21 protein-coding genes are annotated in these 17,111 nt (G+C 67.7%); 5 read left to right on the top strand and 16 right to left on the bottom strand.

Annotated elements, in window-relative coordinates:
• Positions 1-164: 164 nt before the first annotated feature.
• From ccsA to DN387_RS11320, 3 genes are all read left to right on the top strand, one after another.
• On the top strand, positions 165-968 hold the full coding sequence (gene ccsA / locus DN387_RS11330; RefSeq protein WP_162484878.1) for an inner membrane protein YpjD: 804 nt from the start codon (positions 165-167) through the stop codon (positions 966-968).
• 10 nt (positions 969-978) lie between these two features.
• Positions 979-2,178: a transporter associated domain-containing protein gene (locus tag DN387_RS11325; protein ID WP_054915033.1), complete on the top strand. Its 1,200-nt coding sequence runs from the start codon at positions 979-981 to the stop codon at positions 2,176-2,178.
• A gap of 73 nt (positions 2,179-2,251) precedes the next feature.
• Positions 2,252-3,562 (top strand): MFS transporter, encoded by a 1,311-nt coding sequence (locus DN387_RS11320; RefSeq protein WP_043863180.1) that lies wholly within the window; start codon positions 2,252-2,254, stop codon positions 3,560-3,562.
• 100 nt (positions 3,563-3,662) lie between these two features.
• Here the strand turns inward: DN387_RS11320 and purT are convergent, their stop codons facing one another.
• The 5 genes from purT to DN387_RS11295 all read right to left on the bottom strand — a co-directional run bounded on the left by purT (position 3,663) and on the right by DN387_RS11295 (position 6,822).
• Positions 3,663-4,844: a formate-dependent phosphoribosylglycinamide formyltransferase gene (gene purT / locus DN387_RS11315; RefSeq protein WP_054915034.1), complete on the bottom strand. Its 1,182-nt coding sequence runs from the start codon at positions 4,842-4,844 to the stop codon at positions 3,663-3,665.
• A 71-nt stretch (positions 4,845-4,915) separates the two neighbouring features.
• A complete protein-coding gene (locus DN387_RS11310) occupies positions 4,916-5,383 on the bottom strand; it encodes a VUT family protein (RefSeq protein WP_054915035.1) in 468 nt (155 codons plus the stop codon).
• A gap of 62 nt (positions 5,384-5,445) precedes the next feature.
• A complete protein-coding gene (locus DN387_RS11305; protein ID WP_043863177.1) occupies positions 5,446-5,658 on the bottom strand; it encodes a DUF1289 domain-containing protein in 213 nt (70 codons plus the stop codon).
• On the bottom strand, positions 5,658-6,182 hold the full coding sequence (locus DN387_RS11300) for a gamma carbonic anhydrase family protein (protein ID WP_054915036.1): 525 nt from the start codon (positions 6,180-6,182) through the stop codon (positions 5,658-5,660). Before DN387_RS11300 ends, DN387_RS11305 begins: the two co-directional genes overlap by 1 nt.
• Before the next feature lie 40 nt (positions 6,183-6,222).
• Entirely contained in the window at positions 6,223-6,822 is a 600-nt protein-coding gene (locus tag DN387_RS11295) for a CoA pyrophosphatase (RefSeq protein ID WP_054915037.1), read from the bottom strand.
• Between the two features lie 131 nt (positions 6,823-6,953).
• Here DN387_RS11295 and DN387_RS11290 point away from each other — a divergent pair, with 131 nt between their 5' ends.
• Positions 6,954-7,502, top strand: coding sequence for an NUDIX hydrolase (locus DN387_RS11290; RefSeq protein WP_054915038.1), 549 nt, complete (start codon positions 6,954-6,956; stop codon positions 7,500-7,502).
• A gap of 34 nt (positions 7,503-7,536) precedes the next feature.
• Positions 7,537-8,094 carry a murein L,D-transpeptidase family protein gene (locus DN387_RS11285; protein WP_054915039.1) on the top strand — a complete coding sequence of 186 codons (558 nt, stop codon included), beginning with the start codon at positions 7,537-7,539 and terminating at the stop codon, positions 8,092-8,094.
• 91 nt (positions 8,095-8,185) lie between these two features.
• Here the strand turns inward: DN387_RS11285 and DN387_RS11280 are convergent, their stop codons facing one another.
• From DN387_RS11280 to DN387_RS11230, 11 genes are all read right to left on the bottom strand, one after another.
• A complete protein-coding gene (locus DN387_RS11280; RefSeq protein ID WP_054915040.1) occupies positions 8,186-8,809 on the bottom strand; it encodes a hypothetical protein in 624 nt (207 codons plus the stop codon).
• A gap of 20 nt (positions 8,810-8,829) precedes the next feature.
• Positions 8,830-9,216: a type II secretion system protein GspM gene (gene gspM / locus DN387_RS11275; RefSeq protein WP_054915041.1), complete on the bottom strand. Its 387-nt coding sequence runs from the start codon at positions 9,214-9,216 to the stop codon at positions 8,830-8,832.
• On the bottom strand, positions 9,213-10,313 hold the full coding sequence (locus DN387_RS11270; protein ID WP_236172005.1) for a type II secretion system protein GspL: 1,101 nt from the start codon (positions 10,311-10,313) through the stop codon (positions 9,213-9,215). Before DN387_RS11270 ends, gspM begins: the two co-directional genes overlap by 4 nt.
• The gene (locus DN387_RS11265; protein WP_054915042.1) at positions 10,310-10,897 is read right to left on the bottom strand and encodes a prepilin-type N-terminal cleavage/methylation domain-containing protein; all 588 of its coding nucleotides are present in this window, start codon (positions 10,895-10,897) and stop codon (positions 10,310-10,312) included. The genes DN387_RS11270 and DN387_RS11265 overlap by 4 nt, the downstream gene beginning before the upstream one ends.
• Positions 10,894-11,262, bottom strand: a complete 369-nt coding sequence (locus DN387_RS11260; RefSeq protein ID WP_054915043.1) for a type II secretion system protein — start codon at positions 11,260-11,262, stop codon at positions 10,894-10,896. The genes DN387_RS11265 and DN387_RS11260 overlap by 4 nt, the downstream gene beginning before the upstream one ends.
• A complete protein-coding gene (gene gspH, locus DN387_RS11255) occupies positions 11,259-11,699 on the bottom strand; it encodes a type II secretion system minor pseudopilin GspH (protein ID WP_054915044.1) in 441 nt (146 codons plus the stop codon). The genes DN387_RS11260 and gspH overlap by 4 nt, the downstream gene beginning before the upstream one ends.
• A gap of 2 nt (positions 11,700-11,701) precedes the next feature.
• Entirely contained in the window at positions 11,702-12,136 is a 435-nt protein-coding gene (gspG, locus tag DN387_RS11250) for a type II secretion system major pseudopilin GspG (RefSeq protein WP_054915045.1), read from the bottom strand.
• A gap of 13 nt (positions 12,137-12,149) precedes the next feature.
• The gene (gspF, locus tag DN387_RS11245) at positions 12,150-13,352 is read right to left on the bottom strand and encodes a type II secretion system inner membrane protein GspF (RefSeq protein ID WP_043860628.1); all 1,203 of its coding nucleotides are present in this window, start codon (positions 13,350-13,352) and stop codon (positions 12,150-12,152) included.
• Between the two features lie 3 nt (positions 13,353-13,355).
• Positions 13,356-14,804 carry a GspE/PulE family protein gene (locus tag DN387_RS11240; protein WP_078480108.1) on the bottom strand — a complete coding sequence of 483 codons (1,449 nt, stop codon included), beginning with the start codon at positions 14,802-14,804 and terminating at the stop codon, positions 13,356-13,358.
• A gap of 5 nt (positions 14,805-14,809) precedes the next feature.
• A complete protein-coding gene (gene gspD, locus DN387_RS11235) occupies positions 14,810-16,765 on the bottom strand; it encodes a type II secretion system secretin GspD (protein ID WP_054915046.1) in 1,956 nt (651 codons plus the stop codon).
• A 4-nt stretch (positions 16,766-16,769) separates the two neighbouring features.
• Positions 16,770-17,111 (bottom strand): pilus assembly protein PilZ (locus tag DN387_RS11230; RefSeq protein WP_254506073.1); only part of this gene is annotated, 342 nt, incomplete at its 5' end.

Raw genomic sequence — 17,111 nt, 5'->3', positions numbered from 1 at the left:
GCCCCTGGCGCATTCGGCCAGCCTTGGGCAAGGGCAGGCCGGCGATTATAGCGAAGACTCGCGCACGCGCACACCATGGCGTCGGCCACCAGTCTTCCTTGGCAGGCGCGTTGTATGCCAAACTCAGGGCCTTTCGGGCTTGCCTAACAGGACTTATGCTCCCCTTGTCACCCAGCTTGCTACCCAATCTGATCGCCGCCTGCCTGTACGCCGCCGCGATTTTCTATCAAGGCACCCGCCTGGCCCGAGGCACCAAGGCCGACAAGCGGCTGCTCGGAATGCTCGGCGCCTTCGCCGTGGTCGCTCAGGGCACCGCGTTGTGCTGGCAGCTGCTCACGCCGCTGGGCCTGAGCCTGGACTTCTTCAGCGCCGCCAGCCTGATCGCCACCGCGGTGATTGCCCTGACCCTGGTCGCCACCCTGCGCATCCCGGTGGAGAACCTGTTGCTGCTGCTGTTCCCGCTGGGCCTGCTGACCGCGCTGATGGCGCAGTTCGCGCCCTCGGGCACGGTGCCGCTGGTCAACGAGGAGCCCGGCATCCTGGCGCATATCCTGCTATCGATCCTGGCCTACGGGCTGTTCACCATCGCGGTGTTCCAGGCCTTGCTGCTGCTGGTGCAGGATTACCAGCTCAAGCACAAGCACCCCTCGGGCCTGATCCGCAACTTCCCGCCGCTGCAGACCATGGAGAGCCTGCTGTTCGGCTTCCTGTGGGCCGGCTGGGCGCTGTTGTCGCTGTCGCTGATCTCCGGCTGGCTGTTCCTGGACAACCTGTTCGCCCAGCACCTGGTGCACAAGACCCTGCTCGCCTGCGTGGCCTGGATCGTCTTCGGCGTCCTGCTGTGGGGCCGCACCCGCCTGGGCTGGCGCGGTCACAAGGCGATCCGCTGGACCCTGGCCGGTTTCTGCCTGCTGATGCTGGCGTATTTCGGCAGCAAGCTGGTACGCGAATTCATTCTGCATATCTGACAGGCGACCTATGAACACTCTGCCGTTAGGCCCACAGGTCGCGGTACTGGCACTGACCCTGGTGTGGGCGGCGCTGTTCAGCGCAGTGGATGCCGCCCAGCAGCAACAGGGCGGCACCCGCCGCAATGGCCCCAGAAGCGAACGTGCACTGATGCTGGGCGCCACCCTGGGCAAGCTGCTGGTGTTCGCCCTGGCCTCGCTGCTGGGCTTTGCCCATGCCGGCGAGCGCGGCTTCTGGCTGGCCTGCGCGGCAGCGGCACTGGCCGTGCTGGTGCTCACCGACTACCTCCCCCGCCAGCTGGCCCGACGCTACCCCGACGCCCTGCTGGGCCTGGGCGAGAGCCTGCTCAAGGTGCCGCTCATGCTGCTGCAGCCACTGGCCTGGCTGCTCGATGGCGTTGCACGCCTGTTGCTGCGCCCCTTCGCGGGCAAGGTCACGGCTGTCACCCAGCATGACAATCGCCACGACACCCCCGGTGCCTCCGGTACGCCGGACGAGGAACATGCCCAGCACAGGAGCGACCTGCTCGGCAGCCTTCAGGCGCTGGACAAGGTGACGGTCAACGACATCCTGGTGCCGCGCAACGATGTCGACGGGATCAACCTCGACGAGCCGATCGAAAAAATCATCGAGCAACTGATCGTCAGCCGTCACACCCGCCTGCCGGTGTTCCACAGTGATATCAACCAGGTCGAGGCGATCCTCAACACGCGTCAGATCAGCCACCTGCTGCCCAAGGCCGAGCTGACCCTGGCCAACCTGCTGGCGGCGTGCTACGAGCCATACTTCGTGCCCGAAAGCACACCGCTGCAACTGCAGCTGCTGAACTTTCACAAACAGCAGCGGCGCCTGGGCGTGGTGGTGGACGAATATGGCGAAGTGCAGGGCATCGTCACCCTGGAAGACATTCTTGAAGAGATCGTGGGCGAGTTCGAGGAAGAGCACAGCCTGGACAACCCGCACATTCACCCGCAGCCCGATGGGCGCTACGTGATCGAGGGCAACATTTCGATCCGCGAGCTCAACCGCAGCCTGGGCTGGCACCTGCCCAGCGACGGCCCGAAAACCCTGAACGGCCTGGTGACCGAGGCGCTGGAAAGCATTCCTGCCAGCGCGGTGTGCCTGAAAATGGGCCGTTATCGCATGGAAATCCTCGAAACCGAGGACAATTGCGCCAGCCGCATACTGGTCTGGACCGTTTCCCGCTAGCTATACTCGAGCCCGCCGGCGCTTGCCCGCGGCAGGTGCCGGAGCCTTCGCAGCACTCGACAGGGAAACGTTCATGACGACCAGCAGCACCTATAACAACAACGATGAAACCGCAGCGCCCCCAGTCAACTCGCCCGCCCGGGTAGCCACGGCCAGCTTCATCGGCACCGCCATCGAGTTCTACGACTTCTACGTATACGCCACGGCAGCGGCCCTGGTGATCGGCCCGGTGTTCTTCCCGCAGACCTCGGGCACCGCGCAGATGCTCTCGGCCTTCCTCACCTTCGGCATCGCGTTTCTGGCGCGCCCGCTGGGTTCGGCGCTGTTCGGCCATTTTGGCGACCGCATCGGCCGCAAGTCGACGCTGGTGGCCTCGCTGCTGCTGATGGGCATCTGCACCACGCTGATCGGCGTGCTGCCGGGTTACGACAGCATTGGCGCCTGGGCGCCGATCCTGCTGTGCCTGCTGCGCTTCGGCCAGGGCCTGGGGCTGGGCGGCGAATGGGGCGGTGCAGCGCTGCTGGCCACCGAGAACGCGCCCAAGGGCAAGCGGGCGTGGTTCGGCATGTTCCCGCAGCTGGGCCCTTCGATCGGCTTTCTGGCGGCCAACGGCCTGTTCCTGACCCTGGCCATGACCCTTTCCGACGAGCAGTTCCGCAGCTGGGGCTGGCGCATTCCGTTCCTGCTCAGCGCCGCGCTGGTGATCGTGGGGCTGTATGTGCGGCTCAAGCTCGAGGAGTCGCCGGTGTTCGCCAAGGCCGTGGCGCGCCACGAGCGGGTGAAGATGCCGGTGGTCGAGCTGTTCGCACAGTACTGGGCGCCGACCCTGCTGGGCGCGGCGGCGATGGTGGTGTGCTATGCGCTGTTCTACATCTCGACGGTGTTCTCGCTGAGCTACGGGGTATCGACCCTTGGCTACAGCCGCGAGACCTTTCTGGCACTGCTGTGCTTTGCGGTGGTGTTCATGGCCCTGGCCACGCCGCTGTCGGCCTGGCTGAGCGACCGGTACGGACGCAAGCCGGTGCTGATCGTGGGTGGGGTGCTGGCCATCCTGTCGGGGTTCACCATGGAGCCGCTGCTGACGTCGGGGTCGACCGCGGGCGTGGCGTTGTTTCTGGCCATCGAACTGTTTCTGATGGGGGTGACGTTCGCGCCGATGGGGGCGCTGCTGCCTGAGCTGTTCCCCACGCACGTGCGCTATACCGGGGCCTCGGCGGCGTACAACCTGGGCGGGATCGTCGGGGCCTCGGCGGCGCCGTTCTTTGCACAGAAGCTGGTGGCCATGGGCGGCCTGAGCTGGGTGGGCGGGTATGTGTCGGCGGCGGCAGTACTGAGCCTGATTGCAGTGCTGTGCCTGAAAGAGACCCGGCATACGGAGCTCTGAAGACGGGCTGCTGCGCAGCTATCGCGGGTCAGACCGCTCCCACAGGCATCATCACTGTCCCTGTGGGAGCGGGCCTGACCCGCGATGACGTACTAAAGCCTTACAGCTCTACGTTGACTGCCTGCGAAGCCCGGGTCGCCTTGGCCCGCGCGGCTTCGATCGACTCGTCACGCGCCAGGCACACGCCCATGCGCCGCTGGCCATTCACCTCTGGCTTGCCGAACAGGCGCAGCGCGGTGTCCGGCTCGCTCAGCGCCGCGCCGAGGTTGGCGAAGGCGGTCTGCTGCGAAGTGCCTTCCACCAGAATCACTGCCGAAGCCGACGGCCCGAACTGGCGAATCAGCGGAATCGGCAGGCCCAGGATCGCCCGCGCATGCAGCGCGAACTGCGACAGGTCCTGGGAGATCAGGGTCACCAGGCCAGTGTCGTGCGGGCGCGGCGAGACTTCGCTGAACCACACCTGGTCGCCCTTGACGAACAGCTCCACGCCGAACATGCCGCGACCACCCAGGGCCTCGGTCACCGCACGCGCCACGCGCTCGGACTCGGCCAGCGCCTTGGGGCTCATCGCCTGCGGCTGCCACGACTCCTGATAATCGCCCTTCTCCTGGCGATGCCCGACCGGCGCGCAGAAGGTGGTGCCGCCCACATGGCGCACGGTGAGCAGGGTGATCTCGTACTCGAAGTCGATGAAGCCCTCGATGATGACCCGGCCCTTGCCGGCACGCCCGCCTTCCTGGGCATAGTCCCAGGCAGCCTGCACGTCATCGACGCCCTTGAGCAGGCTCTGGCCCTTGCCCGACGAGCTCATCACCGGCTTGACCACACACGGGAAGCCGAGGTCTTCGACGGCCTTGCGGTAGTCTTCGAAGGTGTCGGCAAAGTGGTAAGGCGAGGTTGGCAGGTCCAGCTCCTCGGCGGCCAGGCGGCGGATGCCCTCGCGGTTCATGGTCAGCTGCGCGGCGCGTGCGGTCGGCACCACGGTAAAGCCTTCGGCTTCCAGCTCAACCAGGGTGGCGGTGGCGATGGCTTCGATTTCCGGCACGATGTAGTGCGGCTGCTCGGCCTCGATCACTGCGCGCAGGGCGGCGCCATCGAGCATGTTGATCACGTGGCTGCGGTGCGCCACCTGCATGGCCGGGGCATCGGCGTAACGGTCCACGGCAATCACTTCAACGCCCAGGCGTTGCAGCTCGATCACCACTTCCTTGCCCAGTTCGCCACAGCCACACAGCAGTACTCGGGTCGCGGTCGGCGACAAGGGGGTTCCGATACGGGTCATCTCAGGTCCTCAGAGGGAAGGAATCCAGGGCCGCCCCAGCACGGTGCAACCCGGTGAAAAGAAGCGCCATTTTACATGGCGCAGGCGTTCTTGCGTGCGCGCCAGGCCATCGCCAGCCACACCACCGTCACCCCGGCGAACTTGGAGCCCAGCGCGGTACCGACCACGGCCGGGGTCAGTGCGCCGATCATGCCGAAGAAGATGAAGGTGTCCAGCGGGATGCTCAGCGCCGAGCTCAGCCACAGGCGGTCATGCAACGGGCGCTTGGTGATGCTGAACACCAGCCAGTCGATCAGCTCCGATACCGCGAACGCGGTGGCGCTGGCCAGGGCGATGGCAGGGTCGGAGGTGATATAGGACAGCACCAGGGCGCCAAGCATGGCCAGCAGGGCGCCGTGGCCGAAGCGGGTCTGCACCATGTCGCGCAGGATGAACACCAGCCCGCCCCAGGCGGACCAGATGACGTCCAGGTGCGGGGCACTGGAGAACGCGTAGTTGATCAGCACCACGCTGGCGATATAAGCAATCAGAAAGAACATAGAAACACCGGTTGGCAAGCCGTACAGGGTACTTGAGTGCCCCCGCACGGCCAAGCCCGGGATCAGCCGGCGGCCTTGCCCACCGTCATCACCAGCCCCGCCGCCACGGCGCGCTCATGGCACAGCACCAGCACCTGGCGTCGTTCGTCGTTGGCCATGCGGCCCCAGCGCGTGATCTCGCTGGCGGTGCGCTGGCAGCCGGTGCAGATATCCTGCTCGTCCAGCGCGCAGATGTGCACGCAAGGCGAGGCCACCGGTCGTTCAGGGCTGCTCATCAGTCCTCCTGGGGTACAAGGTCACGGGCATAGCGCTGGGCGTTGTGCACATAGTGGGCAGCGCTGGCCTCGAGCAGTTGCTGCTGCGCCGGGGTCAGTTCGCGCACAACCTTGCCCGGCGAGCCGACCACCAGCGACCCATCGGGAATCTCGCGCCCCTCGGGCACCAGCGCATTGGCGCCGATGATGCAGTGCTTGCCGATGCGCGCACCATTGAGGATCACCGCGCCGATGCCCACCAGGCTGTAGTCGCCGACCGTACAGCCATGCAGCATGGCGTTGTGGCCGACCGTCACGCCCTTGCCCAGGGTCAGTGGCCAGCCCATGTCGGTGTGCATCACCGTACCGTCCTGCACGTTGCTGTTCTCGCCGATGTCGATCAGCTCGTTGTCGCCGCGCAGCACCGCGCCGAACCAGACGTTGGCCCCCGCCTGCAGGCGTACCTTGCCGATCAGCGTGGCGGTGGGCGCTACCCAGCTCTGTGGGTGGGTTTCGACGCGCAGGTCGCCCAGACGGTATTTCATGCGTGGTTCCTCACGGTGGGAAGGCGGCGGGTGGGCCCGCTCATCTTGTAGGGGTGCGCTCAGGCGGATGGTGCAGGCTGATGCGCGCATCGTATAGCAGGTTGACCAGCTCGACGATCATGATCGCCGACAGGCCCCAGATCTTGTACTCGCCGAAACGGTAGCTGGGCACGTACCAGCTGCGGCCCTGGTAGTCGATGCGGTGGGTATGGTCGCGCGGGTCCTGGCGGAAGAACTCCAGCGGCACGCTGAACACCGCGGCAATCTCGGCATCGTTGGCGCGGTACTCGACATAGTCGGGAATCAGCCCGACAAACGGCGTGACCTTCAGCCCGTGCAACGAAACCAGCGGGCTCAGCGGGCCGATGACTTCGACCAGCCCGGGCGGCAGGCCGATTTCCTCCTCGGCCTCGCGCAGCGCGGTGAACACCAGGTCCGGGTCTTCGGGGTCTCGCCGCCCGCCGGGGAAGGCCACTTCGCCGCCATGGGTCGAGAGCCCCTTGGCGCGCAGGGTCAGCACCAGTTCGGGCGACTCGCTGCGGGTGATGGGCAATAACACGGCAGCCTCAGGGAACCGACGATCGGTCTCCAGGGTGCCCGGCGTGTGATTGCTCATTCGGCGAAGTAACTCGTCCAGCATGGTCTCTCTCGTTCTGTCGGGTCTCTGCATGATGCACCAAAGGCGCAGCCCGCCCAAGCCCCCGCGACAATCGCGCTTGCGGGCCTGCGCGCACTGGCGCGAAGATAGGCGCAGCCACCAGGAAGATAAGCATGAATTACTGCAGTGCGTGCGGCAAACCGGTCACTCATCGCATCCCCGACGGCGACAACCGCCTGCGTCATGTCTGCGATCATTGCCATACCATCCATTACCAGAACCCCAATATCGTCGCCGGCGTGCTGCCCAGCCATGGCAGCCAGGTGCTGCTGTGCCGACGCGCCATCGAGCCGCGGCGTGGCTACTGGACCCTGCCGGCCGGCTTCATGGAAAACGGCGAGACCATGGAACACGCCGCACGCCGCGAGGCCGACGAGGAAGCCTGCGCGCGCCTGGGGCCGATGGCCCTGTACCAGCTGTTCGACCTGCCGCACATCAACCAGGTGCAGGTGTTCTACCGCGCCGAGCTGGCCGACCTGGCATTTGCGGTGGGCGTCGAGAGCCTGGAAGTGCGCCTGTTCGAGGAAAGCGAGATCCCCTGGGACGAGCTGGCTTTCAGGACCGTGAGTCGTGCCCTAGAATGCTACTATCTCGACCGCCAGGGGCAGCATTACCCGGTACGCACCGAATGCCTGTCCCCGCGGGTCGAACCGCTCACTTGAACCCCAACGTCGCCACTTTCAGGGATACCGTTTCATGCGCTGGTTGCTTGCCCTCTTCTGCCTCGGTGTGGCGTCGGTGTCCCAGGCGGCGTTCACCGAAACCATTGTGCGAAAACCGCTTGGCCAGGTGACGCCCTCGACCCCGGCGCCCACCCCCTCCGGCGCCCCGTTGATCGACAAGGTGCTGGTGATCAAGTCCGAACGCCGCCTGCAACTGATGAGCGGCGACACCTCGATGAAGAGCTACCGCATCTCGCTGGGCAAGCAGCCCACCGGTGCCAAGCTGCGCGAGGGCGACAAGCGCACGCCCGAGGGGTTGTACTGGCTCGACTGGCGCAAGGTGTCCGACCGTTACAACCTGGCCATCCACGTCTCCTACCCCAATGTCAGCGACTCGGCCCGTGCCCGCCGCGAAGGGGTGAAGCCGGGCAGCATGATCATGATCCACGGCACACCGGACAGTGCGGACTACCCCGAGGCGCTGTTCCACACCCTGGACTGGACCGAAGGCTGCATCGCCATGACCAACCGCGACATGCGCGAAGTGTGGAACCTGGTCAGCGACGGCACGCTGATCGAGATTCGGCCCTGACCGAGCGTGCCCCTTCCCCGGCTCCTACCTGCCGCCCCCCCCAAAACCTGCAGGAGCCGGCCTTGCCGGCGAAAAAGCGCCCACTGGCGAATCACCAATTGAAGGACCACCGCACCGCGTGCTCTCCGGCCTGCAGCCACTGCCCGCCGACCAGCACCGGATACAATGCCGCCCCCTGCTCCACCTGCCCTTGCAGCGTACCGCCTGCCACCCCCGCGTCCAGCGCCAGGTGGTGCTGACCCGCCGCCGCCAGTCGCGCCGATAGCCGCCAGCCTTCGTTGCACACCACGCGCACCTCGCCGCGCCCCAGGGCCAGCGTCCATGGCGCCACCAGGGCCAACTGATCCGCCACCAGCGCACCCTGCCCGCTCACGCACCGCGCGCCACGCCCACTCAGTGCCAGTTGCCCCGACCACTCCCCCCCCAGGCGATACGCCGAAGCCACACGGCTGGCCGGACCCTGCGGCATGACGCTCGCTTGCCAGTCCCACGGCCAGCCGCGCAATACCAGCCCCCAGCGCTGGCCCTGGTACCCTGCCTGCACCTGCACCGCCCACGGGCGCACCTGCCAGCTCAACGGGCCAACGTCGCCGATCCGCCCGGCCTGCCCCTGCCACACGCTACCGGCCACGTCCTGCGCAGGCCACGGCGCAGCCTTGAACAACCAGCGCGCCGGCAACCCCGCCAGCAACGTCAGGCAGAACACCAACAGCATCCACCCCAACCTCCTGCGGCTCATCGCGCCAGCACCAGATCGAAACTCAGGCCCGACGGCGCCTGCTCCAGCCCCCATTGAAGCGGCTGAACGCCTTCACGCTGCAAGCTCAGCAACCACGCCTGAAGCCGCCGCTCGTCCTTGACCTGGCCGCGCACCTGCCACCCCGCGTCAACCGGCTGCACGTCGCTGAGCACGAGCTGCTGCGCCGCAGCCGACTGCTGCAATCGCTCCAGCGTCACCTCGGCGCCTGAGTGCATGGCCGTCGCCGAGGCGGCCAGTTCGCGCCACTGCGAAAGCTCGCGCCATTGGCCAAGGCCCTCGCGCACCACCAGGCTCAACAGCAAGAGGGCCACTGCGGTCCAGGCCAGCGGCATCAACCAGCGCCGTGCGGTGACGCTGCTCATGCTCCTGCCCCCAGGTCGAACACCAGTTGCACGGCATCTGCCGTGGTCGGCTGCACCGCCACCTGCGCCCCGGCACTGGCGGCCATGGCAGCCCACGGCGTGTCCGACAGTGCCTGCGCACCCTGCAACTGCAAGGTCCAGCGTGTGCCATCAAAGCGCGCACGCTGCAGCCGCCAGCCAGGCTGCGCCAAAAGCCACTGCACCATGGCGCCCTGCAATGCCTCCAGCTGGCGCAGTCGCAGGTTGCGCTCATCCCGCGTCTGGCGCTCGCGCTTGAGCCACTGCGTAGCCTGGCGCGGGGTGCTCAGCGGCCCGGTCACGGCCACCACCTGCGCCTTGTACAGCGTGGCCTGGCGCCACTGCAGGCCGAGCCACAGGGCACACCACACCACACCCAGCACGGCGCAGGCCGTCGCCAGGCGCCGTTGCCCCTGTGCCAGGTGCGGTCGCGCGCGGGGCGTGCGGCGCAGCTCGAACAGGCCGGGCAGACGTTCCAGCGCCGCCAGCGACACCGGCCACGCGCCCTCGAATGCCTGCACCTGCCTGTCACACCACACCGGCGGCGGGGTTGCCCCCAGCGCCGTCGGCCAGGCCAGCCACGCCTGGCGCCGATCGGCGCCGCAACTCTTGAACAGGCTCAGGTCCGGGCTGCGTCGCCAGCACCAGGCATCGCCGGGGGCAAGCTCCGGCAGCAGCTGGAACTCCGCCCAGCAGCGCTCGACCTGCAGGCCCCAGCCCTGGCAAGCCTGCAACCAGCCCGCCAGGCGTTGCCGGTCAATCACCGCCAGCTCAAGCCATCCCGAACCTCGCGACACACAACCGACATGGATCGCCTCGGCTGGCTGCAACACGCGATCTTCAAGCAGCAATGGCCACTCTTCACGCTTGAGACCCGGCGGCGCCTGCAAATGGAAGTGCGCGCATTCACTGCCCGGCACCACCAGCGCCACGCGACCGGCACCTTCCGGCGGTTGCCCGTGCCCCGCGCGCAGCACCTCACCGGCCCGCACCTGCAGCCAGCTCCAGCCGGCCTCATCGGGGCGCACCAGCAACCACGACCCAGGCTGGCGCCGTCGCCAGTATCGAATGTCAATCATTGGCTCTCCGGCAGGGCAAACGTACACACATAGGGGGCTCCATCACGCTGGAACTCGAGCCGTACACCACGATCGGGCGCAGCGCGTTCGGCAGAGGGCCAGGCCAGCCAACGACTGCCCTGGCGAAATTCGAAAACGGGGCTGGACACCCCGGTCAGGCTGTCGCGCAGCACCCAGTGCGGGCGCTCGACGGCATACAGGTCGGCAGAGGTCTCCAGCAGCAGGCGTGCATCGCGCCGGTCATAGCGCAGGCGTTGGCGCTGCAAGCGCGAGCCGCCTTCGGCCGCCGGCCACGCCGCCAGCGCCACCCATTGCAGCTGCAACTCGGCAGGCTGCCAGTCCAGCCAGTTCAAGGCCAGGGGCAGGCGCTGCTCGTACAACTGGCGCAGCACCGTGGCGTCGAAGCGGCGCTCCAGCCCGAGGCAGAAGCTCAGCACCGGGCTCGCCTGCGGCGCTTGGTCGAGTCGCTCACGTACGCTCAGCCAGCCATTGACCAGCGCCGCCAGCAGCACGCCCAGTACAGCGGTCAGTGCCAGCGCCACCAGCAGTTCGAGCAGGGTCAGGCCCTGCTGCCTGCGCCTCACGGGCGCACCAGAAACAGGCGGTACTGACCCAGCGGCTCACGTTCATCGCGGTCGGCAAACAGGCGCAGTTCGCCACCGCGCAGGTTGCGCACGCCGGTGGAACCCAGTTGCAACCGCCAGTGGCAGGTGCCCGGCCCCTGACGCAGCTCGCCGCTACTCAGTGCCTGCGCCGGCCAGTACTGCTCCACCACAAAGCGCGCCTGCAGTTCCCGGGCACACAGGCTGCCCAGCCAATGCTGCTGCACGCCCTGCTGCACCACCAGGCGCTGACGCAGTACCTGGCTGCTGATGATCGCCATGGTCGCGGCGATGCCCAGGGCCACGCTCACTTCGAGCAGAGTGAAACCACGCTGGCGAGCCTTCATGGCACGTTCACCACCTGCAGGCCGGCAGCATGACGCCAGTGCCAGCGCTGCCGGCCCTCGGCCCAGCGCCACTCCAGCCTCACCGGTCGGGCCAGCCCGGAGGGGGTGAACATCACCCGTGGCGTGCTGCCCGCAGGCCAGTCCGGGCGCAGCCCGGCCGGCCACTCGCCCAGCGCCACCGGCTCCACCTGCCACTGGTCGCCCTCGACCAGGCGCACGAACTCGGGCCGCTGCCCGTTCCAGCGCAGGCCGCGCACCTGCCCGCCATGCAGGGCCAGGTCGGCCTGCGCCCGCGACGCCGCGGCCAGGCGCTCCAGGGCCTGGTGCAAAGGCGCCTTGGCACTGTCGAGCGAGGCCACCGCCAGGGCGCTCATCAACCCGGCGATGGCGATCACCACCAGCAGCTCCAGCAGGGTGAAGCCACGCTGGGCCGGCATGCCTAGAGGTCCCAGTTACCGATGTCGGCATCGATCCCCTCGCCGCCCTCCACCCCGTCGGCACCCAGCGAATAGATGTCGATGCGCCCATGCTGCCCCGGCGCCCGGTACTGGTACGGTGTGGCCCACGGGTCCTGCGGGAGCCTGCGAATATAGCCATCGGCCCGCCAGGCACGCGGCACCGGCTCGGCCAGCGGCTTGCTCACCAGGGCCGACAGCCCCTGCTCGGCGGTGGGGAAGCGCAGGTTGTCGAGGCGGTACATGTCCAGCGCCTGCTCCAGGCTCGACAGGTCCGCCATCACCTTCTGCTTCATGGCCTTGTCCTGGCTGCCCAGCACACTGGGCGCCACCAGCGCGATCAGCAGGCCGATGATGAAGATCACCACCATGATTTCCATCAGGGTGAAGCCGTGCTGGCGGGAACGTCGTGTCTGCATGGTAGTGCTCCTATTAAAGTGTGAGGCCCTGGTTGAGCTGCATGATCGGCAACAGCACCGCCAGCACGATGAACAGCACCACCGCGCCCATGACCAGGATCATCAGCGGCTCGAACAACGCCATCACGGTGTCGACCTGACGGGCAAAGCCGCGCTCCTGGTTGTCGGCCACGCGCTCGAGCATGTCGGGCAAGGTGCCGCTGGCCTCGCCGCTGGCGACCATGTTCAGCAGCATCGGCGGGAACTGCCCGCTGGCATCCAGCGCGCGGTGCAGGCTGACGCCGCCTTGCACATCGACCTGCACCCGCTCCAGCGCCAGACGAATGCGTCGGTTTTCCAGGGTGGCGGTGGCCACCTGCAAGGCTTCGAGCAGCGGTACCCCGCTGCCGACCAGAATCGCCAGGCTGCGCGACAGCCGCGCGCTTTCCAGCACCCGCAGCAGCGCACCCACGCGCGGCAGGCGCAACAGCAGGTCGTCACGGCGCAGGCACCAGTGCGGCCGACGCAGCAGCCGCGCCGCGCCTGCCGCACCCAGCACCGCGGCGCCCAGCAGCCACGGCCCGGCCAGCAACAGCGCTTCGCTGGCGCCGATCAGCAGGCGGGTGATCAACGGCAGGCTCTGCCCGGAATGGGCGAATTGTTCGGTCAGCCTGGGCACCACGAAGCTCATCAGGCCGACCACCACCGCCAGCGACACCCCCATCAGCACGCACGGGTAGATCAGCGCGGTACGCGCCTTGTGCTGCTGGCGCTGCACCTGCTCAAGGTGGTCGGCCAGGCGTTCCAGCACCTGGGCCAGGCGCCCCGAGCGTTCGCCGGCCTCGACCAGCGCGCAGTACAGCGCTGAAAACACCCCGCCCTGGCGTGCCAGGCTGCGGGCCAGGCCCAGCCCCTCTGCCAGCGCGCCGCGCACCCCCACCAGCAGATTGCGCAAGGCCGGCTCCACCAACTGCCGCTCAAGGGTGGCCAGGGCATCCACCAATGCAATGCCGGCCCCTGTCAGCGTGGCCAGTTGCCGGGTCAATTCACACAGCTGTGCGCGGCTCACGCGCTGGCGCCGTGGCAACACCTGCGCGTTGCCCTGCACCTGCAACTGGCGCGCGAACAGCCCCTGTTCGCGCAGCAACTGGCGGGCATGGCGCTCGCTTTCGGCCTGCAGGCTGGCCTTGAGGGTGCGCCCGGCGAGGTCAACGGCCTGGTATCGGTAGGTCGGCATGGCTCAGCCCTGCACCGCGCGCAGCACTTCGGCCAGGCTCGTCTGGCCCTGGCGCAGGCACTCGCTGGCCATGCCGGCCAGGCTCTGGCGCCGGCCCTGCAGATGCGCCTGCATGGCCACCTCACTGGCCCCGTCATACAGCAGGCCGATCAGCCCGGCGTCCAGCTCGATGAACTCATACAGCCCCAGCCGGCCGCGATAGCCGCTGCCCTGACACTGTGCGCAGCCCACTGCGTGATAACTGTGCTCAAGCTCGACCAGCTCCGGCCACAACGCCCGCTCGGCCGCCTGTAATGGCTGCGCCACGGCGCAACTGCACAGGCGCCGCACCAGGCGCTGGGCCATGACCCCGCGCAGGCACGAGGCAATCAGAAAAGGCTCCACGCCCATGTCGCGCAGGCGCGTCACCGCGCCCACCGCACTGTTGGTGTGCAGGGTCGAAAGCACCAGGTGGCCGGTGAGGCTGGCCTGCACCGCAATCTGCGCGGTTTCGCGGTCGCGGATTTCGCCAAGCATGATCACATCCGGGTCCTGGCGCAGAATCGCGCGCAAACCGCTGGCAAAGGTCAGCCCGGCACGCGGGTTGATGGCGGTCTGGCCGATACCGGTGATGGCGTACTCCACCGGGTCCTCGACGGTGAGGATATTGCGGCTGCCGTCGTTCAGGCTGTTGAGGCTGGCGTACAGCGTGGTGGTCTTGCCCGAACCGGTCGGGCCGGTGCTCAGCACGATACCGTTGGGTCGCCCCAGGCAGGCGCGCAGGCCCGCCTCGACGGCACCGGGCATGCCCAGGTTGCCCAGCGAGAGCAGGCTGGCCTGCTTGTCGAGCACGCGCATCACCACTCGCTCGCCGTGGATACCCGGCAGCGTCGAGACACGTACGTCGACCTCGCGCCCACCCGAGCGCAGGGTGATGCGCCCGTCCTGGGGCTGGCGCTTCTCGGCGATGTCCAGGCGCGCCATGACCTTGATCCGCGACACCAGCATGGCCGACAGCGCACGTGGCGGGCGCAGCACCTCGCGCAGGTGGCCGTCGACCCGCAGGCGCACCACCAGGCTCTGCTCGAAGGTTTCCACATGGATGTCCGAGGCCTGCTGACGCAGCGCCTCGCCGAACAGCCCGTTGATCAGGCGGATCACCGGGGCTTCGTCATCGCTTTCGAGCAGGTCCTCTACCCGCGGCATCTCGCTGATCAGGCCGTCCAGGTCGACCTGTTCGCCAATGCCCTCGATCAGCGCCGCCGTGGCGTTCTCGCCGGCCTGGTACAACTGGCCCAGGCGCGTGTCGAACTCCCCCGCGTCGAAATGGCACACGGTCTGGGGCGCGCCATACACCCGCAGCAGCTCGTGCAACTGGTCGCTGTCGACATCCGGGCGCAGCCACAGGCTCCAGCCGTCGGCGCCAGGCGCCATGGCCAGCCCGCCCTGGCGCGCCAGGCGATAGGGCAGCAACGGCTTCACCAGGTGCCCTCGTCCAGGCGCTGGCGGCTGGCCGGGAACACCCGCAGCAACTCGCTGCCATCGGCCAGGCTGGGCAGGGCAAGCGGCGTGGTCTGTTGCAGGCTGCGGTATTTTTCGCTGCTGAGGCTGGTCAGGCTGGCCCCGTCACGCAGGATCCGCGGGCGGATGAACACCATCAGGTTCTGCTTCACGCCACGGCTGGCATCGGAGCGGAACAACCGGCCCAGCCCGGGGATATCCCCCAGAAACGGCACCTTCTGATGGCTGGAGCTGACCTCGTCGCTGATCAGCCCGCCGAGAATGATCAGGCCGTTGTCCTCGACCATGACCTTGGTCTTGATCTCGCGCTTGTTGGTGATCACGTCGCTGGCCGCAGCGGTGTCGGCAATCGACGAGACCTCCTGCACGATGTCCAGGCGCACGGTGTTGTCACTGTTGATCTGCGGCTTGATGCGCAGTTTTACACCGACCTCCTTGCGCTCGATGGTCTGGTAGGGGTTGGTGTTGTCCTGGGTTACCGAGCCGGTCACGAAGGGCACTTCCTGGCCGACCAGGATCGACGCCTCGGCGTTGTCCAGGGTCAGCAGGGTCGGGGTCGACAGCAGGTTGAAGCCACTGTTGCTCTTGAGTGCATTGACCAGCATGGCGAAGTTGAAGCCGCCGCCGAAGTTGCCGATGCCGGCCGTCACGCCGTTCACGCCCGACAACAGTTTGCCCAGCGCCGCGTTGTCGCCGCTGGCCACGGCCCCGGCAATGCCGGTGATGCTGGCACCGCCGGTACCGAAGTTGACCGCGCCGGCACCGAATTTCTCGTCGGCGAACAGCCACTGCACGCCCAGCTCCTGGGCCCGCGAGTCGGACACTTCGGCGATGATCGCCTCGACCACCACCTGCGCACGGCGGATGTCCAGTTGCTCGACGATGGTGCGGTAGGCCGCCAGCTCGCTGTCGGGCCCGACCATGACCACGGCGTTGGTACCCTCCTCGTATTCCAGGCGAATGCCCGAGAGGTTGACCGGCACGGGCGCCTTGGCGTCCTTGTCAGCTTCGCCCGGCGCAGCGCCGGCATCCTGGCTGAGGCTGCGCAATACCTTGACCACCTCGCCGGCATTGGCGTGACGCAGGTAGATCACCTGGGTGTTGGAGCTGCGCAGTGCGTCGCCGGGGCGGTCCAGCTGCGCCAGCAAGGCACGCACGCGCTCGCGGCTGTCGGCACTGCCGCGCACCAGCAGGGCATTGCTGCGCGGGTCGGCGACCACCTGGGCACTGTCGGCGCCCTGCTCGCGGGCCAGCAGGCGGGTGATCAACTGGCTGGTATCGCTGGCACTGGCATGGTGCAGCGGCATCACCTGCAGCGGTTCCTCGCTGACCTGATCGAGCTGGCGCAGCAGGCTGTCGATGCGCTCCAGGTTGCTGCGCCAGTCGGTCACCACCAGCAGGTTGGCGGCCGGGTACGGCGTGATCACCCCCACACGGGGGTCGATCAGCGGCTTGAGGATCGCCAGCATCTGTTCGCTGGCGGCGTTGCGCACGTTGAACACCCGGGTGGCGATGCCATCGCTGCCGGCCTGGGCCTTGCGCCCGCTCTCGACGGGCACCGGCTCCAGCCGCGCCGCCTGATCGGGCACGATCTTCACGCTGCCGTTGGGCAGGTCCACTGCAGCAAAGCCCTGGGCCCGCAGCTGGGCCAGGAAGATATCGTAGATCGCCTCGCTGTCGTGACGGTCCACCGTACGTACCGTGACCTTGCCTTTTACCCGCGGGTCGACGATGAACGTGGTCCCGGTGATGCGCGACACGCTGTCGATGAACTCGCCCAGGTCGGTGTCGACGAAATTCACCTCGTACAGCGGTGTACCGTCTTCGTCCGCTACCGCTTCGGGCTCGTCGAACGCCCAGGCCAGGTTGAGCCCCAGGGCCAGTACGCCAGCCACGCAGAATCTTGCGATCATCCCTTCATCCTTGGCGCTTGAAGCCGGTCACGGCGGGCCGTGGCGGCCAGGGCAAGCGCTCGCGCCGCCCCTGGTTGTCGAAAATCAGGCCATCGTCATCGATGTCCTGCAGCACGATGCCCGGTGCCAGGCGCTGGCCGCGAACGTAGGTACGCACCGCCTGCTCGTAGCGCAGCACCACCACTGTGGCGCTGGCGGGCACGGCCTTGAGGCCGCCCAGGTAATGCACGGGCAAGCGCGTGAGCGGCAGCGCGTCACTGGCCGGCGGCGCCTGCCAATGCCCGACCAGCAGGCCGGGCAGCGCAGCCGGTTCGGCCTCTGCGGCCGGCGCCGGCAGCGGCTCGCG

The organism is Pseudomonas sp. FBF18 (genome assembly GCF_024261405.1).
Taxonomy (GTDB): domain Bacteria; phylum Pseudomonadota; class Gammaproteobacteria; order Pseudomonadales; family Pseudomonadaceae; genus Aquipseudomonas; species Aquipseudomonas palmensis.
This window is presented reverse-complemented; position numbering and strand designations above follow the sequence as displayed.